Source organism: Stenotrophomonas sp. YJH_SMC_79, assembly GCF_059367995.1.
In genome coordinates this window covers 234412-248859 of the sequence record NZ_JCAFRK010000006.1, presented here as the reverse complement: position 1 = coordinate 248859, position 14448 = coordinate 234412, and the positions used below count along the sequence as shown (strand labels likewise).

At 67.5% G+C, this 14448-nt stretch carries 19 protein-coding genes; 10 read left to right on the top strand and 9 right to left on the bottom strand.

Features of this window, described 5'->3' with window-relative positions; all coding sequences use genetic code 11:
• Positions 1-30: 30 nt before the first annotated feature.
• Entirely contained in the window at positions 31-279 is a 249-nt protein-coding gene (locus AC5P57_RS20570) for a DUF3297 family protein (RefSeq protein ID WP_012509930.1), read from the bottom strand.
• A 90-nt stretch (positions 280-369) separates the two neighbouring features.
• Between AC5P57_RS20570 and AC5P57_RS20565 the strand changes: the two genes are divergently transcribed.
• Positions 370-912, top strand: coding sequence for a DUF6630 family protein (locus AC5P57_RS20565; protein WP_142807166.1), 543 nt, complete (start codon positions 370-372; stop codon positions 910-912).
• A gap of 122 nt (positions 913-1034) precedes the next feature.
• Here the strand turns inward: AC5P57_RS20565 and AC5P57_RS20560 are convergent, their stop codons facing one another.
• From AC5P57_RS20560 to msrB, 5 genes are all read right to left on the bottom strand, one after another.
• Positions 1035-1310 (bottom strand): DUF4031 domain-containing protein, encoded by a 276-nt coding sequence (locus tag AC5P57_RS20560; RefSeq protein ID WP_099552565.1) that lies wholly within the window; start codon positions 1308-1310, stop codon positions 1035-1037.
• A gap of 13 nt (positions 1311-1323) precedes the next feature.
• Complete coding sequence (locus AC5P57_RS20555; RefSeq protein WP_099552566.1) at positions 1324-1818, bottom strand: hypothetical protein; 495 nt, start codon at positions 1816-1818, stop codon at positions 1324-1326.
• A 100-nt stretch (positions 1819-1918) separates the two neighbouring features.
• Complete coding sequence (gene motB / locus AC5P57_RS20550; RefSeq protein ID WP_099552567.1) at positions 1919-2887, bottom strand: flagellar motor protein MotB; 969 nt, start codon at positions 2885-2887, stop codon at positions 1919-1921.
• A 3-nt stretch (positions 2888-2890) separates the two neighbouring features.
• Positions 2891-3745 carry a flagellar motor stator protein MotA gene (gene motA, locus AC5P57_RS20545; RefSeq protein WP_099552568.1) on the bottom strand — a complete coding sequence of 285 codons (855 nt, stop codon included), beginning with the start codon at positions 3743-3745 and terminating at the stop codon, positions 2891-2893.
• A gap of 91 nt (positions 3746-3836) precedes the next feature.
• Positions 3837-4304, bottom strand: a complete 468-nt coding sequence (gene msrB, locus AC5P57_RS20540) for a peptide-methionine (R)-S-oxide reductase MsrB (protein ID WP_049432331.1) — start codon at positions 4302-4304, stop codon at positions 3837-3839.
• A gap of 140 nt (positions 4305-4444) precedes the next feature.
• Between msrB and AC5P57_RS20535 the strand changes: the two genes are divergently transcribed.
• Both AC5P57_RS20535 and AC5P57_RS20530 read left to right on the top strand, forming a co-directional pair.
• The gene (locus AC5P57_RS20535) at positions 4445-4816 is read left to right on the top strand and encodes a classical arabinogalactan protein 4 (RefSeq protein ID WP_099552569.1); all 372 of its coding nucleotides are present in this window, start codon (positions 4445-4447) and stop codon (positions 4814-4816) included.
• Between the two features lie 119 nt (positions 4817-4935).
• On the top strand, positions 4936-5112 hold the full coding sequence (locus tag AC5P57_RS20530; RefSeq protein WP_134528963.1) for a lana protein: 177 nt from the start codon (positions 4936-4938) through the stop codon (positions 5110-5112).
• A 107-nt stretch (positions 5113-5219) separates the two neighbouring features.
• On the opposite strand, the gene AC5P57_RS20525 is transcribed toward AC5P57_RS20530, so the two are convergent.
• Positions 5220-5699 carry an Lrp/AsnC ligand binding domain-containing protein gene (locus tag AC5P57_RS20525; protein WP_005407919.1) on the bottom strand — a complete coding sequence of 160 codons (480 nt, stop codon included), beginning with the start codon at positions 5697-5699 and terminating at the stop codon, positions 5220-5222.
• Positions 5700-5848: 149 nt separating this feature from the next.
• Between AC5P57_RS20525 and AC5P57_RS20520 the strand changes: the two genes are divergently transcribed.
• Both AC5P57_RS20520 and alr read left to right on the top strand, forming a co-directional pair.
• Complete coding sequence (locus AC5P57_RS20520) at positions 5849-7153, top strand: D-amino acid dehydrogenase (protein ID WP_262235251.1); 1305 nt, start codon at positions 5849-5851, stop codon at positions 7151-7153.
• The gene (gene alr / locus AC5P57_RS20515; RefSeq protein WP_142807169.1) at positions 7132-8199 is read left to right on the top strand and encodes an alanine racemase; all 1068 of its coding nucleotides are present in this window, start codon (positions 7132-7134) and stop codon (positions 8197-8199) included. The genes AC5P57_RS20520 and alr overlap by 22 nt, the downstream gene beginning before the upstream one ends.
• A gap of 72 nt (positions 8200-8271) precedes the next feature.
• Here the strand turns inward: alr and AC5P57_RS20510 are convergent, their stop codons facing one another.
• A complete protein-coding gene (locus AC5P57_RS20510) occupies positions 8272-8838 on the bottom strand; it encodes a DUF3016 domain-containing protein (RefSeq protein ID WP_495219770.1) in 567 nt (188 codons plus the stop codon).
• A gap of 243 nt (positions 8839-9081) precedes the next feature.
• Between AC5P57_RS20510 and AC5P57_RS20505 the strand changes: the two genes are divergently transcribed.
• Entirely contained in the window at positions 9082-11070 is a 1989-nt protein-coding gene (locus tag AC5P57_RS20505) for a hybrid sensor histidine kinase/response regulator (RefSeq protein ID WP_099552574.1), read from the top strand.
• A gap of 43 nt (positions 11071-11113) precedes the next feature.
• A complete protein-coding gene (locus AC5P57_RS20500) occupies positions 11114-11404 on the top strand; it encodes a DUF3247 family protein (RefSeq protein WP_099552575.1) in 291 nt (96 codons plus the stop codon).
• Positions 11405-11486: 82 nt separating this feature from the next.
• Here the strand turns inward: AC5P57_RS20500 and AC5P57_RS20495 are convergent, their stop codons facing one another.
• Positions 11487-11750, bottom strand: a complete 264-nt coding sequence (locus AC5P57_RS20495) for a hypothetical protein (protein WP_005407925.1) — start codon at positions 11748-11750, stop codon at positions 11487-11489.
• A 157-nt stretch (positions 11751-11907) separates the two neighbouring features.
• On the opposite strand from AC5P57_RS20495, the gene AC5P57_RS20490 reads away from it, so the two are divergent.
• Genes AC5P57_RS20490 through AC5P57_RS20480 form a run of 3 tightly spaced genes read left to right on the top strand, consistent with a single transcriptional unit; the run spans position 11908 to position 14356 of the window.
• Entirely contained in the window at positions 11908-12978 is a 1071-nt protein-coding gene (locus AC5P57_RS20490) for a class I SAM-dependent methyltransferase (protein WP_262235252.1), read from the top strand.
• On the top strand, positions 12975-13676 hold the full coding sequence (locus AC5P57_RS20485; RefSeq protein WP_004154003.1) for a pseudouridine synthase: 702 nt from the start codon (positions 12975-12977) through the stop codon (positions 13674-13676). Before AC5P57_RS20490 ends, AC5P57_RS20485 begins: the two co-directional genes overlap by 4 nt.
• On the top strand, positions 13673-14356 hold the full coding sequence (locus AC5P57_RS20480) for an HAD family hydrolase (protein ID WP_262235253.1): 684 nt from the start codon (positions 13673-13675) through the stop codon (positions 14354-14356). Before AC5P57_RS20485 ends, AC5P57_RS20480 begins: the two co-directional genes overlap by 4 nt.
• The last annotated feature ends 92 nt before the right edge of the window (positions 14357-14448 follow it).

Sequence of the window (14448 nt, the reverse complement as noted above, 5' to 3'; positions counted from 1 at the left end):
GGATCTGACCCCAGGATCCGAGAGCCGCGCTTATTCCGGCTTCGTTTCCAGGAAATACGCCTCGACCTTGCCCTTGACCTTGATGGTCATCGGGTTTCCGCGGCGGTCGCGGGCCTTGCCGGCCTGAACGCGGATCCAGCCTTCGCTGACCGAGTATTCCTCGACGTTGTCGCGCTCGACGTCGTTGAAACGCACGCCAACGCCGCGCTCCAGCGCCTGCGCATCATGGAAGGGGCTGGCCGGGTTGATCGCCAGGTGGTCGGGAGGGGTATCGCTCATCGCTTCATTCACAGTGACGGCCACCAAGGCCGGCTTCAGCGGCACAGGATAAACCGTAGAATGCCGGCCTGCCCCAGAGGAAGTTCCACCATGCCCGACAACAGCGACTATTTCGACTTCGAGGAAGACATCCACGACTTCGACGAAGACGGCTTCGAGGCCCGGGTCTGGAACCTGCTGGTGCTGATCAACCCGGGCGACGAAGAGCTGGCCCTGCAGCAGTTCAACCGCTGGCGCGAGCATCTGGCCGAGGACGGGCAGCCGCTGGAAGCGGACAGCGACTGGCTGCCGGCCCTGTTCACGGCCATTGCCTGGCAGTCCGGTTTCGAGGTGGAACGTGATGACCTGGAATCGCTGCAGTCGGCGGTGAACGAGCTGTCGGCGCGCTTCAACCTGCAGCTGGACTGGGGCGGTGACCTGGATGACGAGGACTTCGCCGAAGGCCTGGACGGCGTGCAGCTGATGTCCACCGCCTTCGACCGCCTGCGCGAGCACAACTACACGCTGTGGAGCGTGGATGCCGGCAGCGACGGCTTCACCGGGATGATGGCACTGACCCGCGACGACGACGCGATGCTGGCGCTGTGCTCGCTGCTGAACGTGGAAATCCGGCTGGGCAGCGACCCGTTCTGAGGCCGGTAGGTGGGTGCGGAGCCCGCCTATAGGTGGATGTCAACCTTGGTTGGCATGCCCTGTGCCGATGTGCGGACCAAGGTCCGCACCCACCACAGCAAGGGGTAGCCCCCAACGCCGGCCTATGGCCGGTACTGCGCCCGGGCGTTGGCGATCACCGCTTTGACCAGCTCGCGGTCGGCGTGCCGGGAAATGGCCCTTGCACCGAGCGCGATCGCCTGTGCGCGCAGTTCGGCAGTGACATCGTAGTGTGCACCGCTGGCCTTGTTCTGGAAGGCCCGCGCTGGAATGCCGAGCTGCGCCGCCATGGCGTGCAGCTCGGGCAGGGTATCGGCCATCAGGTGCGCCCAGCGCTGTCCGCGCCAGGGATGCACCGCGTCATCGACGTAGACCGTCACCGCCGCGGCCGGTTCAGGCCTGCGGCTTGCTGTCGCTGTCAGCGGCCGGCGCGGCCTCGGCGTCGGCAGCAGCGGCTTCGGCCACGTCGCCCTCGGCGGCTTCGCCTTCCTCGCCTTCAGCAGCGTCGACGCCTTCGAATTCGGCAACCAGCTTGTCCAGATATTCGTCAGCGGTCTGGCCGGATTCGGCCGCCAGGGTGTCCAGCAGCTTCTGCAGCAGTTCGGAGTACTCCAGGTTGACCTTGCGGCCTTCCTTTTCCTGCACGTTGGACAGGTGCTTGAGCATGGCCAGCATCGGCACCGGGTTCTCGGCGTTGCCCATGGTCTGGCCGCCGATGGCCAGCAGCCACTCACGGCCCTGCAGGCCGATGGCGGCGACCACCTGGCCGTCTTCGTTGGTCAGCACGGCATGGTTCTGCACCTGCTGCTGGGCGTTCAGGCGCAGGAACGGGCGCTTGGCCTGCTGCTTCTTGCGCTTGTCGCGCTTGGCCTTGGAGTTCTGGGACATGGGGTGGGGTCACCTGGAAACGGAAAGACCGCCATTGTAGCGGCCGCACGCAGATGGGGTCAGATCCCTTTCCATGGAAAGGGATCTGACCCCGGTTCAATCAGCGCGCCACGGCGGGCGCGGCGGCCTCTGCCGGTGCCTTGCCCTGCGCGGCCTGCACATCCGGGTCGACGGTCGGCGCCGACAGCCCCACCTGCGGGCCGGCACCGGCCAGGGCGGCCTCCTCGGCGGCCCTGGTCATTACTACGATGCTGATGCGGCGGTTGATCGGGTTCTGCGGGTCGGTCTTGTCGAACAGCACGGACGAGGACAGGCCGACCACGCGGGTGATCTTGCTGTCATCCAGGCCGCCATCGACCAGCGCGCGGCGTGCGGCATTGGCACGGTCGGCGCTCAGTTCCCAGTTGCCGTAGCCGCGTGCGGCGGAATAGGCGGTGATGTCGGTGTGGCCGGTCAGGCTGATCCGGTTCGGCACATGGTTCAGGTACTCGGCCAGCTCGTGCAGGATCTGCTGCGTATAGGGCTTCAGCGTGGCACTGCCAAGGTCGAACATCGGCCGGTTCTGCTTGTCCACGATCTGGATGCGCAGGCCTTCCGGGGTCAGGTCCAGCAGCAGCTGGTCCTTGAACGGTTCCAGCGCCTGGCTCCTGCTGATCGCTTCCTGCAACTCCTTCATCAGCTGCTCCAGCTGCTGCTTGTCGCGCTGCTGCTGGTCCACCGGCTGCGGTACTGCTTCCTTCTGGTTCTGGAAGGGATCGTTGCTGTTGCCACGCGAAATGTCGGTGGCACCGCCCAGCTTGATCATCGAAGTACTGGCGCCGCCCGGGCCGGCCATGCCGGGCGCCGGCGTGGCGTTCTGGCCACTCAGCGGGCTGGGGTTGCGGAAGTACTCGGAAATGGCTGCACGGTCGTTCTTGTTGGTGGTGGCCATCAGCCACAGCACCAGGAAGAAGGCCATCATCGCGGTCACGAAGTCGGCATAGGCCACCTTCCATGAACCGCCATGATGGGCGGCGTGGCCGGCCTTCTTGACCCGGCGGACGATGACGGTGGGCTTGTTCTCGGCCATGGCTTACTTGACCGTCTTCAGGTGCTGCTCGAAATCGGAGAAGGCCGGGCGCACGTTCGACGGCAGCGTCTTGCGGGCGAATTCCAGTGCGATCTTCGGGTTGTAGCCGCGCAGGCAGGCCAGCAGGGCGGTCTTCACCGATTCGTAGATGCGGCTGTCCTGTTCGGCGCGCGCTTCCATTGCCGCTGCCATCGGGCCGACGAAACCGTAGCCCAGCAGGATGCCCAGGAAGGTGCCGACCAGCGCACCGGCCACGTGGCCACCTACTTCGACGATATCGCCGCCGATCGAGCCCATGGTGATGACGATGCCCAGCACCGCCGCCACGATGCCGAAACCGGGCAATCCGTCGGCGACCTTGTTCATCACCTGCGACGGTGCCATCGCCTCGGCGTGGTGCTTTTCCAGCTCCAGTTCCAGCAGCGGTTCCAGCTCGTGCGGCTCGATGTTGCTGCCGATCATCAGGCGCAGGCAGTCGGTGATGAAGTCGATCAGGTGGTGGTCGGCCTGCACCTTGGGGTAGTTGCCGAACAACGCGCTCTCGGCCGGGCGCTCGACATGGTCTTCCAGTGCCATGAAGCCTTCGCGGCGCGCCTTGTTCAGCAGTTCATAGAGCAGGCTGAGCACATCGATGTAGTCCTGCTGCTTGTAACGTGGGCCCTTGAACACGCCCACCATCGCCTGCAGGGTCTGCTTGACCGTCTTGGCCGGGGTGCCGACCAGGAATGCGCCGAGCGCGGCGCCGCCGATGATGACCAGTTCGTAGGGTTGCCAGAGGGCACCCAGGCGGCCGTGGGCACCGAGGTAGCCCCCGATCACGCTGATGATGACGACCAGGAATCCAACGATGATGAGCATGGCGCGACGCAAGGAGAGGGGATATCTCCTTGTCGGCCCGTCGCCTGGTTTTCTGAAGAGGGAATTCTGTGAAATCGGTCAGCGGGGTATTTCAGCCCGCCACGCCGGCCTCGGCACCGCCACGCTGCAGTGGATCGGGCCAGGGCTCGCCATTGCCGGTGAACGAAAGTGAGACGGAGTTCAGGCAGTGGCGCTCGTAGGTCGGCGGCGGGCCGTCCGGGAACACATGGCCCAGGTGGCTGCCGCAACGCGCACAGGTGATCTCGGTGCGCACCATGCCGTGGCTGGTATCGCGGATCTCGCGCACGTGCGCCGGGTCGAACGGCGCGAAGAAGCTGGGCCAGCCAGTGCCGGAATCAAACTTGGTACTGGAGCGGAACAGCGGCAGCGCACACAGCCGGCAGCAGTAGACGCCCTCGCGCTTGTTGTCGAGGAACACCCCGCAGAACGGCGCTTCGGTGCCGTGCTGCAGCAGCACGCGGCGCTCCTCGCTGCTGAGGCCGGCGACGAGTGCCTCGGTCTGGGTGGCGGTGGGGGGCGTCAGATCGAAGGCAGTCATGGCGGCGCTCCGTGGGGTCGATGGCCTGGGGATGCGGGAAAACGTGGGGGTGATGGAGCGACCTTGCAAGTGTGATGGCCGTTCATGGGCGGCACACAGGGGGTGGCGCATGGTGAAGACGATCCACGCCGGAGCGTGCCATGAAATCGCCCCTTCCCCTGTTGCTGATCGCCCTGCTGCCTGCGTTGGCGCTGGCCCAGGTGCCGACCGCCGATCCGACCGCCACCCGCAGCAGCACCACCGTGGCGCCCACCCCGGTGGCACCGCCACCACAGGCCGCGCGCCCGCAGCCGCAGGTACTGCCCTCACCGCAGCCGGCGCAGCCGATCAAGTCCACGGGGCCGGCCCAGGTCGCGCCGACGCCGGTACCGAAGCCGGCCGACAAGGTCTACGACCGCAACGGTCGCATCATTCCCGGCGTGCGCCCGGCCGGTCCCAACCGCGTGTTCGATTCGCGCACCGGGCGTTATCTCGACAGCGTGCCGCAGGGCGACGGGCAGCAGATCCGGTAAGGCCGCGCCCGGCGGCGCAGCTGAACCTCCGAAAACAACACCTTCCCGATCACTGCTTTTTCGCCTGCGATTAACCGTTCCGGGACCACCGTGGCCCTGCGCCGGCATTCCGCCGCCGCATGTCCTTCGTCCACTGGATCGCGATCATGAAGAACCAGCAGAACCGTCATCCCGGCAAGGAACCGCAGGGCCGCAACCCGCAACAGCAGCAACAGCAACAGATGGAACCGCAGCAGTCGCACAAGGGCGGCAAGCAGCAGGAGCAGCGCCCGCAGAAGCATCCGCAGCAGCGCTGACGGATCCGGGGTCAGAGCCCGCGTTGCGGGATCTGACCTTCGCACGCAGCCCCCTGATCGGGGTCGGATCCCGCACAGCGGGCTCTGACCCCACCCCCGCAGCCACCTCAGTCCGGAATCGGCAGGCTCAGCGTTTCCTTCACCTCTTCCATCACGATGTAGCTCTTCGATTCACGCACATGCGGCAGCGTCAGCAGGGTGCTGCCGAGCAGCTTGCGGTAGGAGGCCATCTCGCTGATCCGTGCCTTCAGCAGGTAATCGAAGTCGCCCGACACCAGATGACACTCCAGCACGTTCGGCAGCTTCAGGGCGGCACGCCGGAACTCCTCGAAGATGTCGCCGGACTTGTAGGCCAGGCTGATCTCCACGAACACCAGCAGGCTGGCCTTCACCGCCGCAGGGTCCAGATGGGCGTGGTAACCGGTGATCACGCCTTCGCGCTCCAGCCGGCGCACGCGCTCGGTGCACGGGGTGGTGGACAGGCCGACCCGCTCACCCAGTTCGGTGAAGGAGATGCGGCCTTCGGCCTGCAGGATGCGCAGGATCTTGCGGTCGATCTTGTCCAGTTCGCGGGTACGGGTGGCCATGGCCGTCAACCTTGGGGAGTGAATCTCAGGAGAACATCCTGCCGGTTGATTGCAAATCAGGCAAATCAACTGGTATCGGCTGTCTATACTTCCCCAATTATGGTCCCGGCGCGCTCCAGTGCAGGGAATGATCGGGTTGGAGAAGTCCCATGCGAGTCCTAGTTCTCGGCAGCGGCGTGATCGGCACCACCAGTGCCTGGTACCTGCGACAGGCCGGGTTTGAAGTCACGGTCATCGACCGCCAACCCGGCCCGGCGCTGGAGACCAGCTTCGCCAATGCCGGCCAGCTGTCGTTCGGCTACACCTCGCCGTGGGCGGCGCCGGGCGTGCCGAAGAAGGCGATCGGCTGGCTGTTCGAGAAGCACGCGCCGCTGGCGATCCGCCCGGGCATGGACCTGGCCCAGTACCGCTGGCTGTGGCAGATGCTGCGCAACTGCACCCACGAGCGCTACGCGATCAACAAGGCGCGCATGGTGCGCATGTCCGAGTACAGTCGCGACTGCCTGAACGAGTTGCGCGCGCAGATCGGCATCGAGTTCGAAGGCCGCGACCTGGGCACCACCCAGTTGTTCCGCACCCAGCAGCAGCTGGATGCCTCGGCGCAGGACATCGAGATCCTGGCCCAGTACGGCGTGCCGTACGAGGTGCTGGACCGTGCCGGCATCATCCAGGCCGAACCGGCCCTGGCCCACGTCGATGGCCTGGTCGGCGCGCTGCGCCTGCCGCGTGACCAGACCGGCGACTGCCAGCTGTTCACCCGTCGCCTGGCGCAGATGTGCGTGGACGCCGGCGTCGAGTTCCGTTTCGACCAGGACATCACCGGCCTGGAGTTCGATGGCGACCGCATCACCGGCGTGCGCATCGACGGCAAGCTGGAAACCGCCGACCGCTTCGTGGCTGCACTGGGCAGCTACTCGCCAGCGCTGGTCGCACCGCTGGGCATGCGCCTGCCGGTGTACCCGCTGAAGGGCTACTCGCTGACCCTGCCGATCACCGACCCGGCGATGGCACCGACCTCGACCATCCTCGACGAGAGCTACAAGGTGGCGGTGACCCGCTTCGACGATCGCATCCGCGTCGGTGGCATGGCCGAAGTGGCCGGCTTCGACCTGTCGCTGTCGCAGCGCCGCCGCGAGACCCTGGAACTGGTGGTCAGCGACCTGTACCCGAAGGGCGGCGACCTGTCGCGCGCGCAGTTCTGGACCGGCCTGCGCCCGGCCACGCCGGACGGCACGCCGGTGATCGGCGCCACGCCGTTCCGCAACCTGTACCTCAACACCGGCCACGGCACGCTGGGCTGGACCATGGCCTGCGGTTCGGGCCGCTACCTGGCCGACCTGATGAGCGCGCGCCAGCCGCAGATCAGCACCGAAGGTCTGGATATTTTCCGCTACGGCCAGTACGGTCACGCGCCGCAACACGAGAACCGCACATGCGTCCTGCCCGCGCGCTGATCGATCTGGGCGCCCTGCGCAGCAACTACCGGCTGGCCCGTGAACTGGGCGGTGGCAAGGCCCTGGCGATCATCAAGGCCGATGCCTATGGCCATGGCGCGGTGCGCTGTGCACAGGCACTGGAAGACGAGGCCGATGGCTTCGGCGTGGCCACCATCGAAGAAGCGCTGGAACTGCGCCAGGCCGGCATCCGTGCGCCGATCCTGCTGCTGGAAGGCATTTTCGAACCCAGCGACATGGCGTTGGTGGCCGAGCATGATTTCTGGTTCGCCGTCGGTTCGCCGTGGCAGCTGGAGGCCGTCGCCGCCTTCGACAGCCCGCGCCCGTTGACGGTGTGGCTGAAGCTGGACAGCGGCATGCATCGCCTCGGCCTGGACGTGGACAGCTTCCGCGCGGCGCATGCGCGCCTGTCAGCGCTGCCGCAGGTCGAGCGCATCGTGCTGATGACCCACCTGGCACGTGCTGACGAGCTGGACAGCGAGCGCACCCATGAACAGGCCGCGACCTTCGCCCGCGCCATCGATGGCCTGGAGGGCGAGACCAGCGTGTGCAATTCGCCGGCGCTGCTGGGCTGGCCGGACGTGCGCAGCGACTGGGTCCGCCCGGGCCTGATGCTGTACGGCGCCAACCCGCTGCCGGAGGCTTCGGAGATCACCGCGCGCCTGCGCCCGGTGATGACGATGCAGTCGAAGGTGATCGCCGAACGCTGGATCGAGGCAGGTGAACCGGTGGGTTATGGCGCGCGCTTTGTCTCGAAGGCACGCACGCGCGTAGGTGTGGTCGCGCTCGGCTATGCCGACGGTTATCCGCAGTTCGCCCCGAATGGCACGCCGGTGCTGATCGACGGCCAGCCCGGTGCGCTGATCGGGCGCGTGTCGATGGACATGCTGACCGTGGACCTGACCGCGCATGCGCAGGCCGGCATCGGCAGCGTGGTGGAACTGTGGGGTTCAGCGCCGACGCTGTCGGAGCTGGCGCCGCGCTGCGGCGTGAGCGCGTACCAGCTGCCGTGCGCGGTCAAGCGCGTGGCGAAGGTGTACGTGTAGAGCCGAGCCCACGCTCGGCTTCGGTAGCGGCCGACCTTGGTCGGCCCTGTGAATGCGTGTCGACCGAGGGGCCTAACGCGCGGCGGTGGCCTGGCTGGCCAGCTGGCGCTTGACCCAGTCATCGATCAGGCGCTTCTCGTAGCGCAGCGGATCACTTTCGCTCTTCAGCCCAACGTTGTGCAGGTAGCCGGTATCACTCAGGCGTGCGTCACCTTCACTGACGATGCGGCCGCTGGCGTCCTTCAACGTGTACTGCAGGGTGATCCGCGGTGGGTAGATGTCGCGCATGATGCGGATGTCGCGCCCGCGGGGGCCATGCCACGGCTCGTAGTCACCGGCTCGCTTGATGTCGACCAGGGTCACATCCAGGGTCTGCCCCGGTTGCAGTGGTTTGGCTGCGGTGATCTGCACGTAGCGCGCCAGCTGCTGGACCCAGTCGCCGCGTTCGGCCTCGAAGCGGTTGCTGCTCTGGCGGATCTCGGTGAATTTGGCCGGATCGTCCCACTTCACGCTGACCGGGCCATCGGCCTGCAGCGCGCGCGGGGCTTCCGGATCGGTCACCGCGCGTGGCGCAGCATTGGCGCCGCCTGCCACGAGGGCACCGGCCAGCAGAAGGGCGGTAGCAAGTGAGCGGTTCATGACGGTCTCCTGCATCCCCTGAGGGGGACGATATTGATCACGGATCGAGTGTGATCCCGCTCCAGGGCAACGGCAATGGCCGAATGCGTCATGCGCAAGAGCGGTTGCCGCCAATTCATCGTCGTCAACCCTGACTGACGGCGCTTGACGCTGTGAATACGCTCTCTGGAAGATGCTGTGCCTCCAATCCGGCCCGTCCAGACGCCCTTGTCCACACTGCCGCCCCTAGTGGAGCGCCCACCGATGATGGTGCCGGCGCCCGAACCCGACCTGCATCATGGCGTGCTTGAGCGCATCAACGCCGGTTTCTGCGTGATCCAGGTGCTGTTCGAGGGTGACCGCGCGGTGGACTACCGTTTCATCGAGGTCAACGACGCGTTCGAGCGCCATACCGGCCTGAAGGACGCCCGGGGCCAGCGCATGACGGTGCTGGAGCCGCACCACGAGCAGGACTGGTTCCGCATCTACGGCGAGGTCGCACGCAGCGGCCGGCCGGCGCAGTTCGAGATGGAGGCACGGGCGCTGGGCCGCTCCTTTGCGGTCGACGCGGTGCGCGTGGGGCGACCGGGAGAAGACAAGGTCGGCATCCTGTTCTTCGACATCACCGCGCGCAAGCAGATGGAAGTGGAGCTGGGCGAAAGCGAAGCCCGCTTCAGCGCACTGGCCGATGGCCTGCCGATGCCGGTATGGGTGCTCGACGAGCGCGGCCACGCCCGCTTCGTCAACAGCGCCTTCAGCGAGTTCTTCGGTGGCGACGAAACGCGCGTGCCGGAAGATGTCTGGCGTGGCCTGGTACACCCGGACGATGCGTCCGTATTCGAGTACGAGCTGCAGGAAGCACTGAAGGCGCAGCGTTCGATGCATGCGCTGGTACGCGCGCGGCGCGCCGATGGCCAATGGCGCTGGTTGGAGATGAATGCGCGTCCGCGCTTCTCGCGCATGGGCCGCTTCATCGGCCTGGCCGGCAGCAGTCCGGACGTGACCGAGCGCCGCGAGATCGAACTGGCACGTGAGGAACTGCTGCAGTCCGAGCGCGCCGCGCGCAGTGCCGCCGAGAACATGGCGCGGCTGAAGGACGAATTCCTGGCCACGCTGTCGCACGAGCTGCGCACGCCGCTGACCACCATCCTCGGTTGGAGCGAACTGCTGCTGCAGCGGGTGGACAACACCAGCCCGCTGTACAAGGGCCTGAACGTTATCGCCAACAGCGCCGGCGCGCAGAAGCGGCTGATCTCGGACATGCTCGATCTCAGCAGCATGCTGCTGGGCAAGGTACAGCTGGAGGTGGAAGTGCTGGACCTGCGCACGCTGCTTGGCGAAGCCATCGGCGCGCAGGAACTCGTGGCCGAGGGCAAGGCACTGGACGTGCACCTGCAGTTGCCCGAGGAGCCAAGCCCCGTGCTCGGCGATGCCACCCGCCTGCAGCAGGTGTTCTGGAACCTGCTGTCGAACGCCATCAAGTTCACTCCGGCTGAGGGCCGCATCGACGTGCAGCTGCAGGCCGACGGCAACCACTGGGTGATTACGGTGCGCGATACCGGCGATGGCATCGCACCGGAGTTCCTCAACCACCTGTTCAGCCGCTTCCGCCAGGCCGATGGCACCACGACGCGCCGCCATGGCGGCCTCGGCCTGGGCCTGGCGATCGTGCAGCAGCTGGTCGAACTGCACGGCGGCACCGTTGCCGCCGCCAGCGAAGGCCATGGCCACGGCGCCACGTTCACCGTGCGCCTGCCCCAGCACCTGCCGGATGCCGAACGGCGGCCGCTGCGCGAAGTCATCAGCGGGCCGATCCTGGAGCCGGTGATCGTCGAGCCGTATCCGCTGCGGGGCATGCATGTGCTGGCGGTGGAAGACCAGCCGGAGGTGCTGGAATACCTGCGGCGCATGCTGGAAGAGCAGGGCGCCAGCGTGTCGGCGGCCAGTTCGGCAGGCGAGGCACTGGCATTGCTGGCCGACACCGGCCATCTGCAGTACCACGTGATGCTGACCGACATCGGCATGCCGGGCATGGATGGCTACGGGCTGGTGCGCACGCTGCGCGAGGACATGGGCGTGGACGCAGCAATGCTGCCGGCGGTGGCGGTGACCGCGCTGGCGCGTGCCGATGACCGCCGTCGTGCCTTGGCGTCGGGCTTCCAGGAGCATGTGGCAAAGCCGTATTCGGTCGCGCAGCTGGTGGCCGCGGTGCGCAAGGTGCAGGTGCCGCGCGCCGACAGCGCGCTGCACTGAGCATTCACGGCCGATCGGCGACCCTGCACGCAGGAGGTCGCCGATGTCCCGTACAGCTCCCCGCATCCACACCGACCCGGCGCAGATCGCGCGCCTGGAAGCCCTGCTGCCGCAGCTGGAAGGCGAAACGCAGGTGGAACTGACCCTGCACGATGGCCGGCGCCTGCTGGGCACGGTGGCGGTGAAGCCGACCGTGCAGCAGTACCGCAACGACGCCGGTGATGAAGGCAGCAACGGCCAGCTGCGCCTGGATGACTACGACACGCCGGTCCAGCAGCACCATGTGTGGCTGGACGAGATCGCCAGCATCCGCAGGTTGCCGCCGAGGGTTTGACGGCAACCTGCCGGGTCCATCCACGCATGGCGTGGATCTACCTGGGGTTGCAGTGGAGCCACGTCATGCGTGGCTGCTGCGCTCAGTGCTCGAACAAGGTCGGCGTCGCCTCGAACCGGCGCGCATAGGCGCGCTCCTCCGCAACCCGCGCCACCTCGTCGTCGGCCAGGTCCGGCGCACCATACACCGCGTAGGCCACGCTGCCGTCGGCGCCATGGCCGACCTGGTGCAGCCGGTAGCGCGAGTGGCCGCCGCCGGTGTCCTCGGGGTAGTGCACGGGCGGATGGCTGCCTTCCAGGTCCATTTCACTGTTGTCGACCACGCCACCGACGAACAAGGCTCGCATGCAGGTTCTCCTGGGTTTCCGGGGGAGCCTCTACCCTGAACGTTCCAATGTTGCTGGCGGATCAAGGCCCCGTTCGGGTTTCGCAAAGCGGCCTGGCGGGGCCGGCCCGGCCAAGCCGGTACAATGGACGGCCCTCACGCTTGAAGTACCCGCGCCGATGGCCTCCAGCGACGACGCCCCCCTGCAGACCCTGTTCCTGCCGTTCTCCCAAGGTGCCCTGCGCTGGCCGGAGGGTCCGGTGGCCTTCCTGCGTGCCCGTGATGGCTGGCCGCTGCGCGAAGTGGCGGGCAACCGCGAGGTGCACTGCGAGCAGAGTTTTGCCCCGTTCGCGCAGCCGCTGCAGCAGGCCGCCGGCTGGACCGTCAGTGGCCAGCTGGACGATGCCGCCGGCAAGGGCCGCTATCCGCTGGTGCTGGTGCTGCCGCCGCGCCAGCGTGAAGAGGCCCGTGCGCTGTTCGCCCGTGCGCTGGCACTGGTCGCCGACGGCGGTCGCATCGTCGCCTGCCAGTCCAACAACGAAGGTGCGCGCTCGGGCGAGGGCGATCTCAAGCAGCTGGCCGGCCTCGGTGGCAGCCTGACCAAGAACCACTGCCGCGTGTACTGGACCGCCCCGTTGCAGGGCCAGCACGACGCCGACCTGGCCAGGCGTTGGTTGGCGCTGGATGCGGTGCGCCCGATCGTGGGCGGTCGCTTCCTCAGCCGCCCGGGCGTGTTCGCCTGGGATCGCATCGACCCGGCGTCGGCGCTGCTGGCCGAGCACCTGCCGGCCGACCTGGCCGGGCGTGCCGCCGACCTCGGCGCGGGCTACGGCTACCTGTCGCGCGAGCTGCTGGAGCGTTGCCCGAAGATCACCGCGCTGGACCTGTACGAGGCCGAGCAGCGTGCATTGGCGCTGGCCGAACTGAACCTGGCGCCGCCGCCGCGTCCGCTGCCGCTGCCGCTGCGCTTCCTGTGGCAGGACGTCACCGCCGGCATCGAGCCGGGCTACGACGTCATCATCAGCAATCCGCCGTTCCACACGCCGTCGCGTGCCGATCGCCCGGACATCGGCCAGCGCTTCATCGCCGTGGCCGCGCAGGCGTTGCGTCCGGGTGGGCGCCTGTACGTGGTGGCCAACCGCCACCTGCCCTACGAATACACGCTCAACGAGAGCTTCGGTGCCGTGCGCGTGATTGCCGAGCGCGATGGCTTCAAGCTGGTCGAAGCGGTGAAGGGGAAGGGCCGGTGAAGCTGGTCAAGCACATCGCCAACCTGGGCTACGGCAGCCGCAAGCAGGTGCAGTGGATGTTCCGCGAGGGACGCGTCACCGACGCCGACGGCGAGGTGCTGTACGCCGACGACCAGGTGCCGCACGAGGCCATCCGTGTCGATGGCGAGCCGCTGGACCCGCCGGTGGGACTGTCGATCGCGCTGCACAAGCCGGCCGGCTACACCTGCTCGACCAAGGACACCGGCCGCCTGATCTACGACCTGCTGCCGCCGCGCTTTCGCGACCGCGATCCGGTGCTGTCCACGGTCGGCCGCCTCGACCGCGAGACCAGTGGCCTGCTGCTGCTGACCGACGATGGTGGTCTGCTGCACCGGATCATCTCGCCGAAGTCGAAGCTGCCCAAGGTCTACGAAGTGGAGCTGAGCGACGACCTGCGCGGCGACGAGGTGGCCCTGTTCGCCAGCGGCACGCTGATGCTGGAGTCCGAGAAGACGCCCCTGCTGCCGGCTGAACTGGAAGTGCTGGATGCGCGCCGCGCGCGCCTGGTGCTGCACGAAGGCCGCTACCATCAGGTACGCCGCATGTTCGCCGCCACCGGCAACCACGTGCAGGCCCTGCATCGCAGCCGCGTTGGCGGGCTGGACCTGCAGGGGCTGGACGAGGGGCAGTGGCGGCAGCTCACTTCCACCGATCTGGATACGCTGTTCGCTCCATGACCACCATCGCTGCGCTGCCGTTCCTCCCCGACGCCGTCATCTTCGACATGGACGGCCTGATGATCGACAGCGAGCGGGTCTCGCTGGCCTGCTGGAGCCAGGCCGCCGACGAGTTCGGACTGGGCCTGGATGAGACGGTGTTCCTGCGCATGGTCGGCCTCGGTGACCGCGACACGCACGCGCTGCTGCGTGCGCAGGGCATCGAGGACAGCGTGATCGAGGCGGTGGCCGCGCGCTGCCACGAGCTGTATGAAGCACGCACGCAGACGGGCCTGCCGCTGCGGCCGGGCATCCTGGAACTGCTGGAACTGCTGAAGGCGCACGCGATTCCGCGCGCGGTGGCGACCACCACGCGGCAGCCGCGGGCCAACCGCAAGCTGGCGGCGGCCGGACTGCTGCCGTACTTCGATGCGGTGATCACCAGTGGCGACGTCGCGCAGCCGAAGCCGGCGCCGGACATTTACCTGCTGGCCGCACGGCGGCTGGGCCAGGCGCCGGAACGCTGCCTGGCACTGGAGGATTCACCGGCCGGTACGCGCGCGGCGCTGGCCGCCGGCATGACGGTGATCCAGGTGCCGGACCTGGTGCATCCGGATGAAGAGTTGCGTGCCCTGGGCCACCGCATCGTTGGATCGCTGGTGGACGCGCACGGGCTGCTGCTGCCGCTGTTGCCGAAATAAGGTGGGTGCCGGCCGTTGGCCGGCACACCCCAATGCCCCGGTGGGTGCCAACCTTGGTTGGCACTGAGCCGAGCATGGCTCGGCTCTACGTC

Excerpts from the sequence above, each read along its gene's own strand:
- motA (WP_099552568.1), bottom strand. The coding sequence starts at position 3,745 with ATGCTCATCATCGTTGGATTCCTGGTCGTCATCATCAGCGTGATCGGG.
- motB (WP_099552567.1), bottom strand. The coding sequence starts at position 2,887 with ATGGCCGAGAACAAGCCCACCGTCATCGTCCGCCGGGTCAAGAAGGCC.
- AC5P57_RS20480 (WP_262235253.1), top strand. The coding sequence starts at position 13,673 with ATGACCACCATCGCTGCGCTGCCGTTCCTCCCCGACGCCGTCATCTTC.
- AC5P57_RS20570 (WP_012509930.1), bottom strand. The coding sequence starts at position 279 with ATGAGCGATACCCCTCCCGACCACCTGGCGATCAACCCGGCCAGCCCC.
- AC5P57_RS20555 (WP_099552566.1), bottom strand. The coding sequence starts at position 1,818 with ATGTCCCAGAACTCCAAGGCCAAGCGCGACAAGCGCAAGAAGCAGCAG.
- AC5P57_RS20500 (WP_099552575.1), top strand. The coding sequence starts at position 11,114 with ATGTCCCGTACAGCTCCCCGCATCCACACCGACCCGGCGCAGATCGCG.
- AC5P57_RS20535 (WP_099552569.1), top strand. The coding sequence starts at position 4,445 with ATGAAATCGCCCCTTCCCCTGTTGCTGATCGCCCTGCTGCCTGCGTTG.
- AC5P57_RS20490 (WP_262235252.1), top strand. The coding sequence starts at position 11,908 with ATGGCCTCCAGCGACGACGCCCCCCTGCAGACCCTGTTCCTGCCGTTC.
- AC5P57_RS20505 (WP_099552574.1), top strand. The coding sequence starts at position 9,082 with ATGATGGTGCCGGCGCCCGAACCCGACCTGCATCATGGCGTGCTTGAG.
- AC5P57_RS20520 (WP_262235251.1), top strand. The coding sequence starts at position 5,849 with ATGCGAGTCCTAGTTCTCGGCAGCGGCGTGATCGGCACCACCAGTGCC.
- AC5P57_RS20495 (WP_005407925.1), bottom strand. The coding sequence starts at position 11,750 with ATGCGAGCCTTGTTCGTCGGTGGCGTGGTCGACAACAGTGAAATGGAC.
- alr (WP_142807169.1), top strand. The coding sequence starts at position 7,132 with ATGCGTCCTGCCCGCGCGCTGATCGATCTGGGCGCCCTGCGCAGCAAC.
- AC5P57_RS20525 (WP_005407919.1), bottom strand. The coding sequence starts at position 5,699 with ATGGCCACCCGTACCCGCGAACTGGACAAGATCGACCGCAAGATCCTG.
- AC5P57_RS20565 (WP_142807166.1), top strand. The coding sequence starts at position 370 with ATGCCCGACAACAGCGACTATTTCGACTTCGAGGAAGACATCCACGAC.
- msrB (WP_049432331.1), bottom strand. The coding sequence starts at position 4,304 with ATGACTGCCTTCGATCTGACGCCCCCCACCGCCACCCAGACCGAGGCA.
- AC5P57_RS20530 (WP_134528963.1), top strand. The coding sequence starts at position 4,936 with ATGTCCTTCGTCCACTGGATCGCGATCATGAAGAACCAGCAGAACCGT.
- AC5P57_RS20510 (WP_495219770.1), bottom strand. The coding sequence starts at position 8,838 with ATGAACCGCTCACTTGCTACCGCCCTTCTGCTGGCCGGTGCCCTCGTG.